This window comes from Arthrobacter sp. ERGS1:01 (genome assembly GCF_001281315.1).
GTDB lineage: Bacteria > Actinomycetota > Actinomycetes > Actinomycetales > Micrococcaceae > Specibacter.
This window is the reverse complement of the sequence record NZ_CP012479.1, coordinates 761,274-779,260: the sequence shown is the minus strand read 5'-3', so window position 1 is coordinate 779,260 and position 17,987 is coordinate 761,274. Positions and strand designations below refer to the sequence as shown.

General features: G+C 67.8%; 18 protein-coding genes and 1 pseudogene. 3 read left to right on the top strand and 16 right to left on the bottom strand.

Annotated features, from left to right (window positions below; translation table 11 throughout):
• Window positions 1-40 precede the first annotated feature (40 nt).
• Window positions 41-919 carry an SGNH/GDSL hydrolase family protein gene (locus AL755_RS07390; RefSeq protein WP_054010449.1) on the top strand — a complete coding sequence of 293 codons (879 nt, stop codon included), beginning with the start codon at window positions 41-43 and terminating at the stop codon, window positions 917-919.
• A gap of 18 nt (window positions 920-937) precedes the next feature.
• On the opposite strand, the gene AL755_RS07385 is transcribed toward AL755_RS07390, so the two are convergent.
• The 8 genes from AL755_RS07385 to AL755_RS07350 all read right to left on the bottom strand — a co-directional run bounded on the left by AL755_RS07385 (window position 938) and on the right by AL755_RS07350 (window position 7,509).
• Window positions 938-1,741 carry an alpha/beta fold hydrolase gene (locus AL755_RS07385; protein WP_054010448.1) on the bottom strand — a complete coding sequence of 268 codons (804 nt, stop codon included), beginning with the start codon at window positions 1,739-1,741 and terminating at the stop codon, window positions 938-940.
• A gap of 95 nt (window positions 1,742-1,836) precedes the next feature.
• Window positions 1,837-2,283 (bottom strand): hypothetical protein, encoded by a 447-nt coding sequence (locus tag AL755_RS07380; protein WP_054010447.1) that lies wholly within the window; start codon window positions 2,281-2,283, stop codon window positions 1,837-1,839.
• 3 nt (window positions 2,284-2,286) lie between these two features.
• Entirely contained in the window at window positions 2,287-3,045 is a 759-nt protein-coding gene (gene dapB / locus AL755_RS07375) for a 4-hydroxy-tetrahydrodipicolinate reductase (protein ID WP_054010446.1), read from the bottom strand.
• Window positions 3,046-3,064: 19 nt separating this feature from the next.
• Entirely contained in the window at window positions 3,065-3,520 is a 456-nt protein-coding gene (locus tag AL755_RS07370; RefSeq protein WP_054010445.1) for a molybdenum cofactor biosynthesis protein MoaE, read from the bottom strand.
• The gene (locus tag AL755_RS07365; RefSeq protein WP_054010444.1) at window positions 3,510-4,010 is read right to left on the bottom strand and encodes a MogA/MoaB family molybdenum cofactor biosynthesis protein; all 501 of its coding nucleotides are present in this window, start codon (window positions 4,008-4,010) and stop codon (window positions 3,510-3,512) included. Before AL755_RS07365 ends, AL755_RS07370 begins: the two co-directional genes overlap by 11 nt.
• Window positions 4,007-4,534: a cyclic pyranopterin monophosphate synthase MoaC gene (gene moaC, locus AL755_RS07360; protein WP_054010443.1), complete on the bottom strand. Its 528-nt coding sequence runs from the start codon at window positions 4,532-4,534 to the stop codon at window positions 4,007-4,009. Before moaC ends, AL755_RS07365 begins: the two co-directional genes overlap by 4 nt.
• Window positions 4,522-5,817 carry a molybdopterin molybdotransferase MoeA gene (locus tag AL755_RS07355; protein WP_054010442.1) on the bottom strand — a complete coding sequence of 432 codons (1,296 nt, stop codon included), beginning with the start codon at window positions 5,815-5,817 and terminating at the stop codon, window positions 4,522-4,524. The genes moaC and AL755_RS07355 overlap by 13 nt, the downstream gene beginning before the upstream one ends.
• Window positions 5,818-5,928: 111 nt before the next feature.
• Entirely contained in the window at window positions 5,929-7,509 is a 1,581-nt protein-coding gene (locus AL755_RS07350; RefSeq protein WP_107503822.1) for a molybdopterin-dependent oxidoreductase, read from the bottom strand.
• Window positions 7,510-7,626: 117 nt separating this feature from the next.
• On the opposite strand from AL755_RS07350, the gene moaA reads away from it, so the two are divergent.
• Together moaA and AL755_RS07340 are read left to right on the top strand one after the other, a co-directional pair.
• Window positions 7,627-8,712, top strand: coding sequence for a GTP 3',8-cyclase MoaA (gene moaA, locus AL755_RS07345; protein WP_054010440.1), 1,086 nt, complete (start codon window positions 7,627-7,629; stop codon window positions 8,710-8,712).
• Window positions 8,713-8,715: 3 nt separating this feature from the next.
• Entirely contained in the window at window positions 8,716-8,988 is a 273-nt protein-coding gene (locus tag AL755_RS07340) for a MoaD/ThiS family protein (RefSeq protein WP_054010439.1), read from the top strand.
• A gap of 302 nt (window positions 8,989-9,290) precedes the next feature.
• Here AL755_RS07340 and AL755_RS07335 read toward each other — a convergent pair whose 3' ends face one another.
• The 8 genes and pseudogenes from AL755_RS07335 to truB all read right to left on the bottom strand — a co-directional run bounded on the left by AL755_RS07335 (window position 9,291) and on the right by truB (window position 17,661).
• Window positions 9,291-10,649, bottom strand: coding sequence for a M16 family metallopeptidase (locus AL755_RS07335; RefSeq protein ID WP_082368998.1), 1,359 nt, complete (start codon window positions 10,647-10,649; stop codon window positions 9,291-9,293).
• 3 nt (window positions 10,650-10,652) lie between these two features.
• The gene (locus AL755_RS07330; RefSeq protein WP_054010437.1) at window positions 10,653-12,890 is read right to left on the bottom strand and encodes a polyribonucleotide nucleotidyltransferase; all 2,238 of its coding nucleotides are present in this window, start codon (window positions 12,888-12,890) and stop codon (window positions 10,653-10,655) included.
• A 299-nt stretch (window positions 12,891-13,189) separates the two neighbouring features.
• Entirely contained in the window at window positions 13,190-13,459 is a 270-nt protein-coding gene (rpsO, locus tag AL755_RS07325) for a 30S ribosomal protein S15 (protein WP_054010436.1), read from the bottom strand.
• A gap of 127 nt (window positions 13,460-13,586) precedes the next feature.
• Window positions 13,587-14,564: a bifunctional riboflavin kinase/FAD synthetase gene (locus AL755_RS07320; RefSeq protein ID WP_054010435.1), complete on the bottom strand. Its 978-nt coding sequence runs from the start codon at window positions 14,562-14,564 to the stop codon at window positions 13,587-13,589.
• Between the two features lie 56 nt (window positions 14,565-14,620).
• On the bottom strand, window positions 14,621-15,859 hold the full coding sequence (locus AL755_RS22370) for a GNAT family N-acetyltransferase (protein ID WP_150117066.1): 1,239 nt from the start codon (window positions 15,857-15,859) through the stop codon (window positions 14,621-14,623).
• A 5-nt stretch (window positions 15,860-15,864) separates the two neighbouring features.
• The gene (locus AL755_RS23205) at window positions 15,865-16,302 is read right to left on the bottom strand and encodes a hypothetical protein (RefSeq protein ID WP_054010434.1); all 438 of its coding nucleotides are present in this window, start codon (window positions 16,300-16,302) and stop codon (window positions 15,865-15,867) included.
• Window positions 16,299-16,706 (bottom strand): hypothetical protein, encoded by a 408-nt coding sequence (locus AL755_RS07305; RefSeq protein WP_107503821.1) that lies wholly within the window; start codon window positions 16,704-16,706, stop codon window positions 16,299-16,301. Before AL755_RS07305 ends, AL755_RS23205 begins: the two co-directional genes overlap by 4 nt.
• A pseudogene (gene truB / locus AL755_RS22365) lies at window positions 16,703-17,661 on the bottom strand (tRNA pseudouridine(55) synthase TruB). Before truB ends, AL755_RS07305 begins: the two are co-directional and overlap by 4 nt.
• Window positions 17,662-17,987 lie beyond the last annotated feature (326 nt).

Below are 17,987 nucleotides of genomic sequence, written 5' to 3'. Positions count from 1 at the left end.
GCCACGGGGCGGACAGGGCGGCGCAGCCTATACTTCCAGCATGGACCTCTCTTCGCTGCGCCGGGCCGGACTTGCCGGTGCCATCGTGGCCGGCAGCGTGGCGGCAACCGTGGGCGGAATCGCCCTGCTGTTCCGCACCGAGGGGCGCATGGCGGCGCAAACCGTGGGGCACCGCCTTGGTGATCGCGGCCCTGACGCGGACCGCGTGTACCGCCCCGCCTGGGGAAACCCGCTGCTGCTGGTGGTGGCCGGGGACTCCGTGGCGGACAGCCTGGGGGCGGCGACGGCGTCCGCGACCCTGGGCGCCAACCTGGCCGTGGCGCTCTCCGACCACGCACACCGGGCGGTGGAGTTGCGCACCGTGGCCGCGGTGGGGGCCCGCACCTCGACCCTTGACCACCAGATCGACACCCTGCCGGAGGGGAAAGTGCCGGACATTACCGTCATCGTGGTGGGCGGCAACGATCTGACGAACCACGTGCCGCTCGCCGATTCCGTCAAGGCGCTCGGCGCGGTGATCGGCAGGCTGCGGCTCGCGGGCGGCGAGGTGGTGGTGGGCACCTGCCCGGACTTTGACACGCTGCCGTCGCTGCCCTCCCCCCTGCGCGAATTTGGCGGCCAGATGTCCCGGCGGCTGGCCGCGGCCCAGTTCAAGGCGGCCCGGGCGGCCGGCGCGCACCCCGTGCTGCTGGGGCGGGCCGTGCGGCAGATCTTCCTGGAGGAGCCCCGCGACATGTTTTCCATTGACGGTTTCCACCCCTCGAGCCTGGGCTACCGGCGGGCCTCCGCCGCGATGATCCCCGCCGTGCTGGCCGCCTACGACGCCGGCCGGCCGGGTTCCGCCGGACCGGCCGCCGGCGGTCATGTTTCCGACGGGCCGGCGTCGGCGGTGCCGCCGCTGCGGCCCGGCAACGACTGAACGTTCAGGCGCCGCGTCTTAGCTGCTTGCGCCGACTCCGGCCAGGAACGGCAGCCATTCGTCGAGGATCGGCTGGGCGGGCACCAGTGTGCTGCCGTGGTTGCGGCCGGGGAGCTCAACGACGCGGGCGTTGGGCATGAGCTCGGCGGCGCGCCGCGAATCGACCAGTCGGTCCCGGTCGGCCGTGCCGGCCATCAACAGGGCCGGCAGCGCAATGGCGGCAATGGCGGATTCGGCGATGGCGGACTCGGCCTCGGTTTGCCGGAAGTAGGACCGCAGCGCCGTGGCGTCGTTGGCCAGGAACGCGGCCCTGGTCTGCGCGTCGAGGGGACCGCCGATCCGCCGTTCCCAGCCTTCCACAAAGCCGGGCATGCCGGCATTGCCGAGGGCGGCGTCGTAATCGGGGAAGAACAGCTTGCCCACGCTGCCGGGCTGGATTCGGAACGTCCCGCCAAGCGTGGTCAGCGAGAGAAGGCGCTCCGGCGCGGCAACCGCCAGGGAGAATCCGATCCGGGAGCCCACGGAGTAGCCGCCAAAGTGGGCCCGCGGGGCGCCGGCGGCGTCCAGCACGGCCAGCGCGTCGGAGACCAGCAGCTCCATGGCGTAGTCGGCCTGTCCGGTTGGCTTGCCGCTGCGCCCGTGGCCGCGCAGGTCCATGGTGATGACCTGGTGGTTTTCCCGCAGCGCCTTGGTGTAGCCGAATCCGCGCCAGATGGCACGGCTCAGCGCGCTGCCGTGGAGCAGCAGGATCGGTGCGCCCTCCCCCACCACGTCATAGGAAAGTTCGACGCCGTCAATCGGGTTGAGTGTGCTGCTTGCCATGGTCTTGCCTCTCGTGGATCTATGTTGCGGTTGTTTCACGCAATTCGACGGGATATCGCTTTCCACGTCCAACAAGTGCAACACAGACGGCAGTGTCAGCCGGCGCGGAACATCGTGATGGCGTCGCGCATGGACTTGCGGGCGCGCTTGCGGTCGCCGGCGGCGTCGTAGGCGCAGGAAAGCCGGAACCAGGACCGCCAGTCGTCGGGCGCAGATTCGGCCTCGGCCTTGTACTTTTCAAACTCGGCGTCGGCGGCGGCACGGACAATCCGGCCGGCCGGGGTGCGCGGCAGCGTGTCCTCGGGCAGGCCGCCCTCGGTCTCGAGGATCTTGGCCAGCTTTTCCGTGCGGGCGCCAAAGAGCACCTCGCTGATCAGCGCCCAGGCCGCGACGAACGGCACCAGGAAGTAGGCGGCGCCCAGGAGCTTGGCCTGCCATTCGGGCGAAACGAACATCAGCGTGAAGGATCGCTGCACCATGACCACCAGGTAGAACACCAGCAGCAGGCAAATGGCGCCAACCCATAGTTTTGTCTTTGACATGGCTCAGCCTTCCAGGTCCAGGTAGCCGTCGAGGCCCACCGTCAGCCCGGGGCGGGTTCCCACGGTGCGCACGCCGAGCAGCACGCCGGGCATGAACGAGGCGTGGTTGAAGGAGTCGTGGCGGATGGTCAGCTGCTCCCCGGCGCTGCCCAGCAGCACTTCCTGGTGGGCCACCAGGCCGGCCAGCCGGACGCTGTGCACGGGGATGCCCTCGATCGAGGCTCCGCGGGCGCCGTCGGGATCGGTTTCGGTGGCGTCGGGGGCGTCGGCGACGCCGGCTTCGGCGCGGGCGGCCGCGATGAGCTGCGCCGTACGCAGGGCCGTGCCGGAGGGCGCATCGACCTTGCGGGGGTGGTGGAGTTCGATGATCTCCACCGACTCAAAGTATTTGGCGGCCTGCGCGGCAAAGCGGGTGGCCAGCACGGAGCCCAGGGCGAAGTTCGGGGCGATCAGCACGCCGGTGTCCGGGTGCGCGGCGAGCAGTGCTTCCAGCGAGGCCAGCCGCTCGGCATTCCAGCCGGTGGTGCCGACCACGGCGTGGATGCCGTGTTCGACGGCGAAGCGGATGTTGGCTTCGGTGGAGTCAGGGACGGTCAAATCCACGATCACGTCGGCGCCGGCGTCGAGCAGGACGTCCAGGGAGTCGTTGCGGCCCAGGGCTGCCACCAGCTCCATGTCCGCGGCCCCGTCGATGGCCGCAACGGCGGCCGTTCCCATTCGTCCCTTGGCACCGAGCACGGCCACCTTCAGCAATTCACTCATGCGTTTAAGACTACTGGTTTTACGCAGCTCCTCCGGCGCCCACCCATTCGACCGTCCCGTCGGTGAAGAACTGTTCCTTCCAGATGGGCACCTCGGCCTTGATCCGCTCCACGAGGGCCGAGCACAGCTCAAAGGCCTCGGCCCGGTGCGAGGAGGCGACGGCGCACACGAGGGCCGGTTCGCCGATCTCCAGGGGTCCCACCCGGTGGGCCACCCAGACCCGCACGGGGTGGCCGTCGGGGTCCGCGGCGCCGGCCGCGACGGAGGTGACGACGTCGTCGAGGACCGTCTTGGCGAGCGGGTGGGCGCTGTAGCTCAGCCGGGCGACTTGTTTGCCGCCGTCGTGGTTGCGCACCACCCCGCTGAAGCTGACAACTGCCCCGGCGGCGTCGGATTCGACGGCGGCAATGGCGGCGTCGACGGAGATTGGCTGGTCGCTGAGCGAGGCGGCCACGACTTCGACGTTAGTGGCCATGGCCGCCGCCCACCTGCTCGCAGATGTGCCCGATGATGGGGTCCAGCACGGCCAAACCGTCCATGACGCCCGACGGCGAGCCGGGCAGGTTGACGATCAGCGTGCGCCCGGCCGTGCCCGCGTGTCCGCGGCTGAGCGCGGCCATGGGCGTCTTGGCCAGGCCGGCGGCCCGGATGGCCTCCATGATGCCCGGAATTTCGCGTTCCAGCACGGGCAGCGTCATTTCCGGGGTTTCGTCGGTGGGGCTCAGGCCCGTGCCGCCGCTGGTCAGGATCACGGCGGGTTGTTTTGTCAGCAGGGCCCGCAATGCCGCGCCCACGGCGGGGCCGTCCGGGACCACGATCACGGGGATGGTGTCGAAACCGTGCTCGGTGAGCCAGTCGGCGATGATGGGGCCGGTCTTGTCCTCGTAGACGCCGGTTGCGGCGCGGGTCGAGGCGATGACGACGCCGGCCGGGCCCAGGGAGGTGCCGGGTTCACAAGCGCTCATGGGGTTGCTTCCTTCTCCGCGGATTCGCTGCCGATTTTCCAGTCGCCGCTTTTGCCGCCGCTCTTGGCCAGGACCTGGATGCCGGAGATGACGGCATGCTTGTCCACGGCCTTGATCATGTCATAGACGCTCAGGGCGGCCACGGACACGGCGGTCAGCGCCTCCATCTCCACGCCCGTGACGCCGCGGGTTTTCACGAGGGCCTGGATGCGCACGCTTCCGGACCCGAGGTCAAAGTCGACCGTGACCTTGGAGATGGGCAGCGGGTGGCACAGCGGGATAAGTTCGGGGGTTTTCTTGGCGGCCATGATCCCGGCCACCCGGGCCACGGCCAGGGCGTCGCCCTTGGGCAGTTCGCCGGCGCCGAGCAAGGCCATGACCTCGGGGGTTGTGGTCACGGTGGCCGTGGCGGTGGCTTCGCGCACCGTGACGGCCTTGGCGGACACGTCGACCATCTGGGCGGTGCCGTCGTGGCGCAGGTGGGTTAATTCGGGGGCGGTGTTGGGATCAGTCACAACAGCCATACTTCCACTTTTGCCCCGGCCTGCAATTCCGTCACGCCGGCCGGGATGTGGATCAGGGCGTTGGCTTGTGCCAGCGCACCCAAAAGGTGCGACGACGGTCCGCCCACCTCCCGCACGGACGCGGCGGATTCGAAGGCGGGCCCCTCGTAGACGCCGCGTCGCACCTGGTGCTTTCCGGCCGGGGACGTCATGGGGTGGGCCAGGGTTGCCAAGGCCCGGTGGCGCGGCGCGGGTCCGCCCAGGAGTGCGGTCATGGCCGGGCGCAGGAACAGCTCAAAGGACACCACGCCGCTGACCGGGTTGCCCGGGAAGCCGATGAACGGCACACCCTTGTACGTGCCCAGCGCCTGCGGCCCGCCCGGCTGCAGCCCCACGGAGACAAAGTCCACGTCAAGTTCGGCCAGTGCCTGTTTGACCACTTCGAACGCGCCGGCGCTGATCCCGCCGGTGGACAGGATCAAATCGACCGCGGCGGCGCCGTCCGAGCCTGCACCGTCCACGAAGGAGTCAAGGGCCGCCAACAGCGCCCGCGGCTCATCCGAGACAACCGGCGCCAGCACCACCTCGGCACCGGCGTCGAGCAGGTTCGCGCGGAGCAACGCCATGTTGGCGTCGAAGATCTTCCCCTCGGGCAGGCCGTCGGCCGCACGAGGATCGCCGGGCAGCAACACCTCGTCCCCCGTGGTCACCAGCAGCACCCGCACGCGCCGGCGCACCACCAGGCCCGTGCAGCCAAGCGCGGAGGCCAACCCGACGTGGGCCGGGTTGAGCAGGGTGCCGGCGGCTATCGCAATACTGCCCCGCGGCAGGTCGCTGCCCCGGTCCCGGACAAAGATGCCGGGGGCCGTGCCCGGCAGGGTGACCGATTCACCCTCATCCGGAAAGTGTGCGGGCTGGGCGGCCTCGACGGGTACCACGGCGTTGGCCCCCTCGGGCAGCATGGCTCCCGTCATGATGGGGGCGGCCGTCCCGGCCACAAGAGGCGGGGCGAGGATTCCGGCCGGAATCGTGGCGCCGACCAGATAAGTGGTTGATTCGGCCAAATCAACCACTTTGGGCTGATTCTCCGGAACCTGGATGGCAAAGCCGTCCATTTGCGAGTTGGCAAACGGTGGCAGGTCGACGGGGGCCGCCAGATCGGCGGCCAGCACCCGTCCCGGGGCCTCGGTCAGCGGAATCCGCACTCCCGCGGTGTTGCGCACGGCGGCGCCGCCCGGGGCGTACCACGCCCTGGCCAGCACCTCGCGGACGGCAAGCTGGTGTTCCGCGACAGTTCTACGCATTTTGGTCCCTCCCGGCACGACGCCACGCGGCGTCCTGGCTGACCTCCATCCTAGGGCAGCCGCCGGGTGGGCCGGCGGCAGCCCGCCGGGCGGCAACCAAAACGCGAAGGGTCATCTCGTGGAGAAGTTCACGGTGTCGTAGCCGGTGGCGCCGTTGGGCTCCGGCGGTGCCGCGACTCCCGTCTGCACGGCACCCGTGCCGTCAATGGCCCGGACCTTCAGCTCGTGGTTTCCGCTGCTGAGGACCAGTGGCGCCTCCCACTGCACCCAGGTGTCCTTGTTCAACGCCACGGCGAGGGTGGCATTTTGCCAGCTGCCGCCGTCGAGCTGGACCTGCACCCCGGATATGCCGCGCTCGGGTGACCAGGCGAGGCCGGCCGCGGTGAACTTTCCGGCGGCGGTCTTTGCGCCGGCGCCGGGCACGTCGATGCGCGACGCCGTCTTGATGGGTCCCAGCGCGTCCCATCCCAGGGGCGTCCAATAGCCCTGGTCGGCCGCGAAGGTGGTGACCTTTAGTTCCTTGAGCCATTTGGTGCCGGAGACGTAGCCGTACAGGCCGGGCACGATCAGCCGCGCCGGGAAGCCGTGGACCAGGGGCAGCGGCTCGCCGTTCATGCCGACGGCGATGATGGCGTCCCGGGCGTCCGTCATGGCTTCCAGCGGGGTGCCCGCCGTGAAGCCGTCGGTGCTCGTGGACAGCACCATGTCCGCACCGGCCTTGACGCCTGCCTCGGCGAGCAGTTCCCGCACCGGCCAGCCCAGCCAGAGCGCGTTGCCCACCAGGTTTCCGCCCACCTCGTTGGAGACGCAGCCGATCGTCACGAACGTTTCGACCATGGGTTTGGCCAGCAGCTCGGCGAAATTCAAGCTCACTTCCCGCTCCACCATGCCCGTCACGCTCAGCGTCCAGGTGTCGGAGTTGACCGCCGGCACCACCAGGGCCGTGTCGATCCGGTAGAACGAGTCGGCGCTGGTGACCAGCGGCGTCAGCCCGTCGATGGGCAGTTCCGCGCCGGCCGGCACCGTGGGCGCGGCCTTGAGGGGCCGGGGCAGCTTGATCTTGGCGCGCAGGTCCGCCACCACCACTGCGGCCCGGCGCACCATGACCGCCGCGCCGCCTGCAATGACCGCCACGGCCGCGCCGGCGCCCATGTACGCCAGGAAGGTCCGCCGCGAGGTGTTCCCGGCGACCACGGCGGCCGGTTCCTCGCTGTGGGTGCCGTGGCCGGCGTCGAACTCGGCCTTAAGCTGGCGCCCCAGTGCCGGGCGCAGGAAGCGGTTCGCGACCCAGGCCAGCAGCGACATGCCCACCACGACGGCCGCGACGGGGGCGACGAAGGCGACGGCGGTGGTGTCGGCCAGGGAGGCGACGGCGAGGATTCCCACCACGCCGAAAGCCGCGATCAGGGCTTGGCCCAGCCCGCGGCGCCTGCGCTCAAGCACGCCCACCAGGCCCGCGAACACGGCCATGATGACGACCATCGAGTCGAGGAGGACGGTTTTGTCGTTGGTGCCAAAGAGGTGGATGGCCCATTCCTTCATGCCGCCCGGAAGCAGGCTGATGACGCTTTGGCCGACGGCGCTGACGGGCGACGCGGACGGGCTGATGAAGGCCGCGAGCAGTTCGCCGGCGGCAACTCCCACGCCAACACAGACCACTCCGGCCAGAATCCAATAGCGACGAGCTTCCATGGCGCCCTTCCGGCTCATTCGGCACGGCATCGATTTGCCTGGACCCAAGTCTAGTGACGAAGCCTGTGCAAAGACCCGGCCGATCCTCAAGCGGCCTGAATGGCGTAGCGTGGTGCCATGGACTTTGAACGGGTGGGACTTGGCATGCCGACGGTGGCCTCCGCCGCGCCCGGGGCCGGGCTGCGGGACCAGTTTGGCCGGGTTGCCACCGACATGCGCCTGTCCCTGACCGACAAGTGCAATCTTCGCTGCACCTATTGCATGCCGGAGGCCGGGCTTGACTGGTTGAAGAAGGACAAGCTGCTCACGGCCGCAGAAATCGTGCGCCTGGTGGGCCTGGGCGTCCGCAACCTAGGTGTCCGTGAATTGCGGCTGACCGGCGGCGAACCCCTGGTCCGGGCCGATCTGGTGGACATTGTGGCCGCGCTGCGCCGCAACCACCCCGAGCTGCCCATCTCCCTGACCACCAATGGCGTGGGACTCGCCAAGAAGGCGCGCGCCCTGGCCGACGCCGGCCTGACCCGCCTCAACGTCTCCATGGACACCCTGCACCATGATGCATTCCTGCAGCTGACCCGCAGGCCGTTCCTCGACCAGGTACTGGCCGGCATCGAGGCCGCCGACGCCGCCGGGCTCCGGCCCATCAAGATCAACGCGGTGCTGTTGCGCGGCGTCAACGAGGACCACGCCGCCGAGCTGTTGGCGTGGTGCCTGGACCGCGGCCACGAACTTCGTTTCATTGAGCAGATGCCGCTCGACGCCGACCATGGCTGGACGCGCGAGGGCATGGTGACGGCGGCGGAGATCCGTGCACTCCTGTCCACCGACTTTGCCCTGACCACGGATCCGCGCGCCCGCGACGGCGCCCCGGCCGAACGTTTTGAGGTGCGCCGGCACGGCTCCGAGCAGCTGCTGGGCACCGTGGGCATCATCGCCTCCGTCACCGAGCCGTTCTGCGCCGACTGCAGGCGCACCCGGATCACGGCCGAGGGCAAGGTCATGAGCTGCCTGTTCTCCCGCACCGAGGTGGATTTGTTGGAGCTATTGCGTGCCGGTGACTCCCCCGCCGATGACGACGCCGTGGCCGCGCGCTGGCAGGACGCCATGTGGGCCAAGCCCAAGGCGCACGGCATGGGGCATCCAGGGCTTGGCGACGCCGACTTCGTGCAGCCGGATCGCAGCATGAGCGCGATTGGTGGTTAAGGGATGAAGGTACGGTTCTTTGCAGCGGCCGCCGCCGCCACGGGCGTTGAGGAGCAGCAGCTGGATTTGGGTGCCACGGCGGTGTTCACCTTGGCGGAGCTGTCCGGTCTGCTGGCGGATTCGTTCCCGGCGTCCGCCTCATCGAGCACTCCCCCGCTGTCCGAGTTGCTCACGCGGTGCAGTTTCCTCATCAACGAGGTTGCCGCCCGTGATTTGGGTGCCGCGCTGGCGCCGGACGACGTCGTCGACGTCCTTCCGCCGTTCGCCGGCGGGTAGGAACCGCGACTTCTGCGCCGAGTTTGCCCTGAACTCGGCGCCACTTTCACAGTGGCGCCGAGTTCAGGGACAATTCCACGCAGGATTCACGGCGAATCGTGCGCATGAAAGGACCGGCGCAAAACCGAACCCGGGTTCTGCGCACAACGATGCAAGTCGCGCACGCGAAGCCCGGCACAAGGCGGCGGGCCGGCGTTTTTTGTAGGCGACGTAAAGGAGATGCCTAAGGCCGCCCGCGGCCGTGGCGTCGGATAGTCGCCGGAAAAATGCCGGCCCGTCGCCGACCACCGGGCGCCGAACCGCTACAGACCGAAGGTCTCGGTTTCCTCGAAGGGGCCGACGACGGTGATGGTGCGGGGCGCTGCGGCCAGTTCGCGGGCCAGTTCCTGTACCTGCTCCACCGTGACCGCGCGGATGCGGCTCAGGGTCTCGTCGATGTCCAGGAATTCGCCCGACACCAGTTCCGAGCGGCCCAGGCGGGACATCCGGGAGCCGGTGTCCTCCAGGGCCAGGACAATGCCGCCGGACATCTGTCCCAGGGATTTGGCCAGTTCGGCCTCGGTGATGCCGTGCTCGGCCAGTTTCTCCAGCTCGGCGGTCAGCAGGCCGATGACCTGGCCCACCTTTTGCGGGGAGCAGCCGGCGTACATGCCAAAGTAGCCCGCATCCGCATAGGAAGACGCGAAGGAGTACGTGGAGTAGACGAGGCCGCGTTTTTCGCGGATCTCCTGGAACAGGCGTGAGGACATGCCCCCGCCCAGGACGGAGTTCAGCACGCTCATCACGTAGCGGCGGCTGTCGGTGGCCGTCAGGGACGGGCAGCCCAGGATGATGTTGGCTTGTTCGACCTTGCGGTTGATCACGTGCAGCCCGGCGGTTCCGGTGATGGACACGGGGGCCGAGTCGCGGCGCGCCACCGGTGCGACACCGTCGTCCAGGGACCAGCCGGCGGTGCGCAACGCGTCAAGGACCTGCCCGCACACGGTGTCGTGGTCAAGTCCGCCCGCGGCCGTAATGACAAGGGTTTCGGGGCGGTAGTGCTTTTGGTAGTGCGCCCAGACGGATTCGCGCGGCACGGCCTTGATGGCCTCCGGCGTTCCGCCGATGGGACGCCCCAGGGGGTGGTCACCGAGGACGGCGGCCACAAAATGTTCGTGGGCGACGTCGGTGGGGTCGTCGCCGTCCATGGCGATTTCCTCCAGGATGACGTCGCGTTCCTGCTCCAGCTCGGCCGGATCAAGCACGGCGGAGGTGACCATGTCGGCGATGACGTCGATGGCCATGGGCAGGTCGGTATCCAGCACGCGTGCGTAGTAGCAGGTGCTTTCCTTCGCCGTCGCCGCGTTGGATTCGCCGCCCACCTCGTCAAAGGAGGATGCGATTTCCAGCGCGGTGCGGCGCCGGGTGCCCTTGAACAGCAGGTGTTCGAGGAAGTGGGTCGAGCCGTGTTGGCCCTCGGATTCATCCCGAGAGCCAACACCGACCCAAAAACCAATTGTCGCGCTTCGCTGCCCCGGCATGGACTCGGTCAGGACCCGCACTCCCCCGGGCAGGACCGAACGGCGCACTGCGGCGCCCCCGGCCTTGCCCGAGATGAGTGAGGAATCGGCGTCGGCCAGTCCGTCGGCAGCGGAGGTCAGCGGCAAAATGGTTATAGCCATGAATTACTCAGCAGCGCCTTCGGCAACCGCTTCTTCAGCGTTCTCTTCGTCGGCAACGACGGGCGAGAGAGACAGCTTGCCGCGGTCATCGATCTTGGTGATTTCCACCTGGATCTTCTGGCCGACGGATACGACGTCGTCAACGTTGTCAACACGCTTGCCACCGGAGAGCTTGCGCAGCTCCGAGATGTGCAGCAGGCCATCCTTGCCGGGCGTGAGCGAAATGAACGCGCCAAACGTGGTGGTCTTGACAACGGTTCCCAGGTAACGCTCACCGATTTCCGGAACCTGCGGGTTCGCGATGGCGTTGATCGCTGAACGAGCGGCGTCGGCAGACGGTCCGTTCGTTGCACCGATGTACACGGTTCCGTCATCTTCAATGGAGATGTCGGCGCCGGTGTCTTCCTGGATCTGGTTGATCATCTTGCCCTTCGGCCCAATGACCTCGCCGATCTTGTCAACGGGGATCTTGACCGCGATGACGCGGGGCGCGAACTCGGAGAGCTCGTCCGGCACGTCGATGGCGGCGTTCAGGACGCTCAGGATGTGCAGGCGGGCTTCGCGGGCCTGCTTCAGGGCGGCGGCCAGGACGGAGGCCGGGATGCCGTCGAGCTTCGTGTCCAGCTGGATGGCCGTGACGAACTCGGAGGTACCGGCAACCTTGAAGTCCATGTCGCCGAAGGCATCTTCGGCGCCGAGGATGTCGGTCAGCGCGGCGTAGCGGGTCTGGCCGTCAACCTGGTCGGAGACCAGGCCCATGGCGATACCGGCAACGGGTGCCTTCAACGGGACACCGGCGTTGAGCAGCGACAGGGTCGATGCGCAAACGGAACCCATGGACGTTGAGCCGTTGGAGCTCAGTGCCTCGGATACCTGGCGGATGGCGTAGGGGAATTCCTCGCGCGACGGCAGAACCGGCACCAGGGCGCGCTCTGCAAGGGCACCGTGGCCGATTTCGCGGCGCTTGGGCGAGCCCACGCGGCCGGTCTCACCGGTGGAGTACGGCGGGAAGTTGTAGTTGTGCATGTAGCGCTTGCGCGTTACCGGGCTCAACGAGTCGATCTGCTGTTCCATCTTGAGCATGTTCAGCGTGGTGACACCCATGATCTGGGTCTCGCCGCGTTCGAAGATGGCCGAACCGTGAACGCGCGGCAGGACCTCGACCTCGGCGGTGAGCTGGCGGATGTCCGTCAGGCCACGGCCGTCGATGCGGATCTGCTCGGTGAGGATGCGCTGGCGGATGACCTGCTTGGTGACCGAGCGGAATGCTGCGGACAGCTCCTTCTCGCGGCCCTCAAAGCCGGCTGCCAAGGCGGCGATCGTCTCGTCCTTCAAGGCATCCGAAGCGGCGTCGCGCTCCTGCTTGTCGGCGATCGAGAACACTGCGGCGAGCTTGGTGGCTGCTGCTGCGTTGACGGCCTCGAATGCGTCATCCTCGTAGTCCAGGAATACGGGGAATTCGACCGTGGGCTTGGCGGCGCGGGAGGCCAGGTCGGCCTGGGCCTCGCACAGGGCCTTGATGAACGGCTTGGCCGCTTCCAGACCCTCGGCGACAACCTCTTCGGTGGGGGCCTGGTGGCCCTGTTCCTTGATGAGGTTCCAGGAGTTGTCCGTGGCTTCAGCTTCGACCATCATGATGGCGACGTCGTCACCGGCAATGCGGCCGGCAACCACCATGTTGAACACGGCGTTTTCCAGTTCGGAGTGCTTCGGGAAGGCGATCCACTGAGGACCCTTGCCGTCGTCGACCAGGGCAACGCGAACGCCACCGATGGGGCCGGAGAACGGCAGGCCGGAGAGCTGCGTGGACATGGAGGAGGCGTTGATGGCCACCACGTCGTACAGGACGTCGGGGTTGATTGCCAGAACCGTGACAACGATCTGCACTTCGTTGCGCAGGCCCTTCACGAAGGCGGGGCGCAGCGGGCGGTCCATGAGGCGGCACGCCAGGATGGCTTCCGTCGACGGGCGGCCTTCGCGGCGGAAGAAGCTGCCCGGGATGCGGCCGGCGGCGTACATGCGCTCTTCCACATCAACGGTCAGCGGGAAGAAGTCGAAGCCTTCACGCGGGTGCTTGCCGGCCGTGGTGGCGGACAGCAGCGCGGTGTCTTCGTCGATGTAGACCATCGCGGCGCCGGCTGCCTGCTGGGCAAGGCGTCCGGTTTCAAAGCGGATGACGCGCTTGCCGTAGCGGCCGTTGTCAATGACGGCTTCTGCGTACTGAATCTCGGGACCCTCCATAGAGAGTCACCTCCATTTCTGTGTAGGTGTTGTTAACACTTTCGCCCAGAAACCTTCCGGCACCATCCCAGACACTCCACCGAGTCAAGCTGTGGAGGGCTGTACAACACCCGGTCTTCGATCGAGGCCCACGGGCGGGAAGCGTCAAAGCGCTTCTTCCCGGAGGCCACTACCGAGGACCGCGAATGCGCGGCGTCCGGTTGGTTTCCTTGCGTAAGTTTCGTGCGGACCGCGAATACGGCCAACACTGTGAAAGGCGGCCCTCCCCTCATACGGGAAAGGCCGCCTTACGCCAGTTGCTAGCGACGCAGGCCGAGGCGCTCGATGAGCGTACGGTAGCGTGCAATGTCGGTGTCCTTGAGGTAGCCAAGCAGGCGACGACGGCGACCAACCAGGCCCATGAGGCCGCGGCGGGTGTGGTGGTCGTGCTTGTGCATCTTCAGGTGCTCGGTCAGGTCCGAGATGCGTCGTGAGAGCATCGCGATCTGAACCTCAGGCGAACCAGTGTCACCTTCGCTGGTTGCAAATGCCTGCATGATTTCTTGCTTTACAGCGGCTTCAAGTGCCACAAGTAACTCCTTGTATGTGCCGTGAACGTGGTGTCACCATGGGCGGGGGTTACCCCAAACACGGCGGAATCCAGCCACCACGGACTGCAGCCGGACTCAATCCCCAAGTTTACGGCAGAAGGGAGCGTTAAGTCGAAGCGGGTGACGCAGGCCTCACCGGCGGTTGCTGCAAAATTTCGCGGCTTTCGTCCACGTCGCAGTGCATCTGCTCGATCAACGCCTCGGGCCCCGTGTAGGCCACCATGCCGCGAAGCCTCTTGACGAATTCCACCACCACATGCTGGCCGTAGAGGTCGAAGGCCTCAACGGGTTCCTCGGGACGATCGATCACGAAGGCCTCCACCTGCCGGCTCACGCCGACAAAGGTGGGGTTGGATCCGACGGAGATCGCCGAGGGCCAGCGGTGGCCGTGGTCGTCGGTGAGCCAGCCGGCGTAGATCCCGTCGGCCGGGATGATCCCGCACGCGTCGGGCGAGAGGTTCGCGGTGGGGAATCCGAGGTCGCGGCCGCGGGCGGCGCCGTGCACCACTTCCCCGCTCATGCTGTGCCAGCGGCCCAAGACCTGGGCGGCCGTGTCGACGTCGCCGCTGGTGAGGGCCTCACGCACCCAGGTGGAGGACCAGCGGCGGTCGTGGCCCTCGTCGTCAACCACGACGACGTCGAACCCTAGCGTGGTGCCGAGCTCCACCATGGTGGCCAGGTCCCCCGTGTTGCCCTTGCCAAACCTGACGTCGTGGCCCACCACGACGGTGCAGGCGTGCAGGGTGTCGACAAAGACGTTGCGGACAAACTCCTCCGGCGTCTGCTGTGCAAACTCCAGGGTGTAGGGCACCACCAGGACACCGTCCAGGCCAAGCTTTTCCATGACGGCCAGCTTGTCGGCCAGGCCCATGATCTGGCCGGGCGCCGACTCGGGACGGTGCACGAAGGCCGGGTGCGGGTCGAAGGTCAACGCCACGGCCAGGGCCCCGCGGCGGCCGGCCTCGACGCGGACCTGACCCAGGACCTCCTGGTGCCCGCGGTGCATCCCGTCGAAGTTTCCCAGGGTGACCACGCAGGGGCCAAACTCGGCGGGAACCTGGTCCAAGGAGCTCCAAATGTGCACTGCTTTACCTCACCAATCCGTACGTGCACGATGCCTGTGAAAGGACTTTTCCAAGGTTACCGCTTCAGCGGGGCGGGACCGGTCCAGGGTCCCTGCGGAGTACGTGCGTCACCGGCGGCCAGCGACAAGATCCACCGGTCGGCCGGCGTGCCGCGGTCGTTGTAGTCGCCGCGGATTTCGCCGTGGAAGGTGAAGCCAAGTTTCCATGCGAGCTTCCGGCTCCCCCAGTTCGGCGCCAGCGCGTGCCAGTGCAGGAAGCTGAGGTTCAGTTCGTTGAACGCGTAGTCGGCCACGAGCCGCACGGCCTTCTCCGCGGCTCCCGTGCCCCTGGCATGGGTGCCGAAGTTGATGCCGATGGAGGCAGCCCCCGGGTGCTTGCACTGCAAATCCACCGTGCCCAGCAGGGTGTCCGTGGAGGAATCCGCCACGGCAAAGGTCAGGACTTCGCGATTGCGCCAGCCGTCCACCGTGAGGGTGTTGATGAAGTAGTCGGCGTGCTCCCGTGTGTAGCCGAGCGGCACGGTGGTCCAGCGGACGGCGTCCTCGTTGACGCAGTTGAGCACCAGCTGTTCGGCGTCGGCATGGCACAGTGCGCGCAGCACCACGTCGCCGTCGCTGAGCCGCGGCACCACGGCTTCAATGTCGAGCGTTTCCGCCGCTGCCGGGGCCACGGCCGCGGCGTCCGCACTCACTGCCTCCGGATAGGCGGAGTCACCGCGGGCCTGCCACGATGCAACACCTTGGCTGAACATCCAGCCGTCGGTGATGCGCCCGTCCACCTGGCCGAAGCCGGGGATTTCGGCGGCCAGGGCGAAGCCACACCGTTCGGCCAGTGCACGGCTGGCGGTGTTTCCCACCGTGGTGCGCCAGTGCAGCACCTCAAGGCCCAGGACACCGTACGCGTAGCCGCAGGCCAGTTCGACGGCCCGGGTGGCGCTGCCGCGGCCGCGCCCGGACGCCAGCATCTTGATCCCGACGGCGGCCGCGCCGCCGTGGTCCGTGCGGCGCACGTCCTGCAGGCTCAGGGTACCCACGACGTTTTCCGCACCGTCGCGACGCTCCACGACCGCGAAGCGCAGCAGGTCGCCGTTGCGCCACCCGTCGGCGATGGGGCCGGCAATCAAGGCGGCGGCCCGTTCCGGGGTCATGGCGGCATCGGCGGCGGTCCATTTCACGTTCAGGGGATCGTGGTGGATCGCGGCGAACGCGGCGGCGTCGTGGTCGGTGAGCCGGCGCAGGAGGACGGGGCCGTCGTCGAGGACCGGGTACGGAGCAGTGGTTTCCTGCTCGAGCACCGGATTCACGCCTTGGCCGCCGCACGGTGCCGGTAGAGCCACCAGAGACCGACCAGCGGCAGGATGAGCGGCACGTAGCCGTAGCCCTTGCCGAAGCCGCTCCAGACGGTGGCGTGCGGGAAGGCTGCGGAATCGGCCACGCTGAGTATGCCCACCACCAGTACGCCGAGCAGCTCGACGCAGATGGCGGCGGTGGCGGTCAGGGCCCACTTGCGGCCCGGGCGCGCCAGGGAGATCGTGGCCACAATGTAGACCACGGCGGCAAAGGCGGAGAGCAGGTAGGCCACGGGGGCCTCGTTGAACTGGGTGGCGATCTGGAAGCCGGCCCGCGCGGTGGCGGAGATGGCGAAGACGCCGTAGACGGTGATCAGGAGCCGTCCGGCTCCCGTGGTGCGCCCGGGGGTCGGGGCGTCCGTGACGGGGGTGGTGGAGGAGTTCTTCATTGTCCAATTCCAGGTTGTAAGTGTTGCACGGCGGTGGTGGTGCCGTACCAAATTTGTGCCATGCGGGCCAGCATCACCACCACGGTCACCCCGACGGCGCTCATGACGTAGTTGGACCAGAAAGTCCGCTCCATCATGGCCCAGTAGAAGCCCGCGACCGGCAGCATGGCGGCCGTGAACATGTAGCCCCAGAACTCCCAGCCCGCGCCGACCAGGTGTTCCCCGCCGCCCGTCAGGCGGATCAGGGACGCAACGGCGTACACGAGGATGAAAAGTTCGACGGCGGCCAGGGCCAACAGGGTGATGTCGTTGGGTTTTTTCTTCATCACGGCGGCAACGACGCACACGATGGTCGATGCCAGTCCCAGGATCGTTCCCGCGATGAACCATCCGTCCACTGTCATTGGCCGGGCTCCCCGGGTTCGGTTTCGGCCGGTGTTGGCGTAGCGGTTGCAGGTGCGGGATCCGGCGGGAAGACCAGCACGGGCTTGGCGTACTTGCCGGCGTCGGCCAGCAGGGCCACGAGGGTTCCGTCGGGGCAAACGCGGCGGCCGGCCGTTCGGCGGTGAAGCTGCGTCCGTCGCTGGCCGGGATTCGCCGGCCAAAGGACAATTCCACGGCCTCCTCGGCGCTGAGTTCGCGTACGGGCATCAGGGCCCGGGCGGCGTCGGCGATGTCGAGGATTTCCAGCTTCTCCGCGAGCTGTTCAAGGGTGCGGGCCTGTGCCAGGGAGTAGGGTCCGACGCCGGTGCGGCGCAGCGCCGTCAGGTGGCCGCCCACGTCCAACCCGGCACCGAGGTCGCGGGCCAGTGCCCTGATGTAGGTGCCGGAGGAGCATTCAACCGTGACGTCCACGTCGATGAATTCCTCGCCCGACTCGTGCCGGCCGCGGCGGATTGCGTGGACGTCGAAGGAATGGATGGTGACCGGTCGGGCGGCAAGCTTGACGTCCTCGCCGGACCGGACCCGGGCGTAGGCGCGCTCCCCGTTGACCTTGATGGCGCTGACGCTGCTGGGCACCTGGCTGATGGGTCCGGTGAGTGCGGCGATGCCTGCGCGGATGGCGTCCTCGGCGACGCCTTCGGTGGTGGCCGTGTGGGTAACCTCACCCTCGGCGTCGTCCGTAACGGTGGTGGCACCCAGGCGGATGGTGGCCTCGTAGATTTTGGAGGTGCCCACAATGTAGGTCAGCAGGCGGGTGGCCTTGTTGATGCCTACCACCAAAACGCCTGTGGCCATGGGGTCCAACGTGCCCGCATGGCCTACTTTTCGGGTCCCCGCAAGCCTTCGCATCCGGCCAACCACATCGTGGCTGGTCCATCCCTGCGGTTTGTCAACAATTACCAGTCCAGAAAGCACGCTTTGAAGTATATCCGGCCCGGCTGGACGTGGTTCCCACCGCGAACGGCCCTGCGCAGCTGCACGGAGCGCAATTTCAGACGACGTTCCGGCAGCCCGGCATAGCCGCCGGCGGCCGTTGCGGGGAAAGTTTTTGTTGACCCCGTCGCCGGGCCCGTCTTAGGCTGCCCGCCCGTTCCCTCATGGTCCCGCACCTTGGGAACGGGATCGTTCGATCCACCAGCCCGTCATCACCGGGCCCTCCCATTCCGGCAAACAGTACGGCCAGCACACCCCACCCCGGTCACCGTGGTGGCGTCTCCTACCGGAACGGCGCCACCAATTAC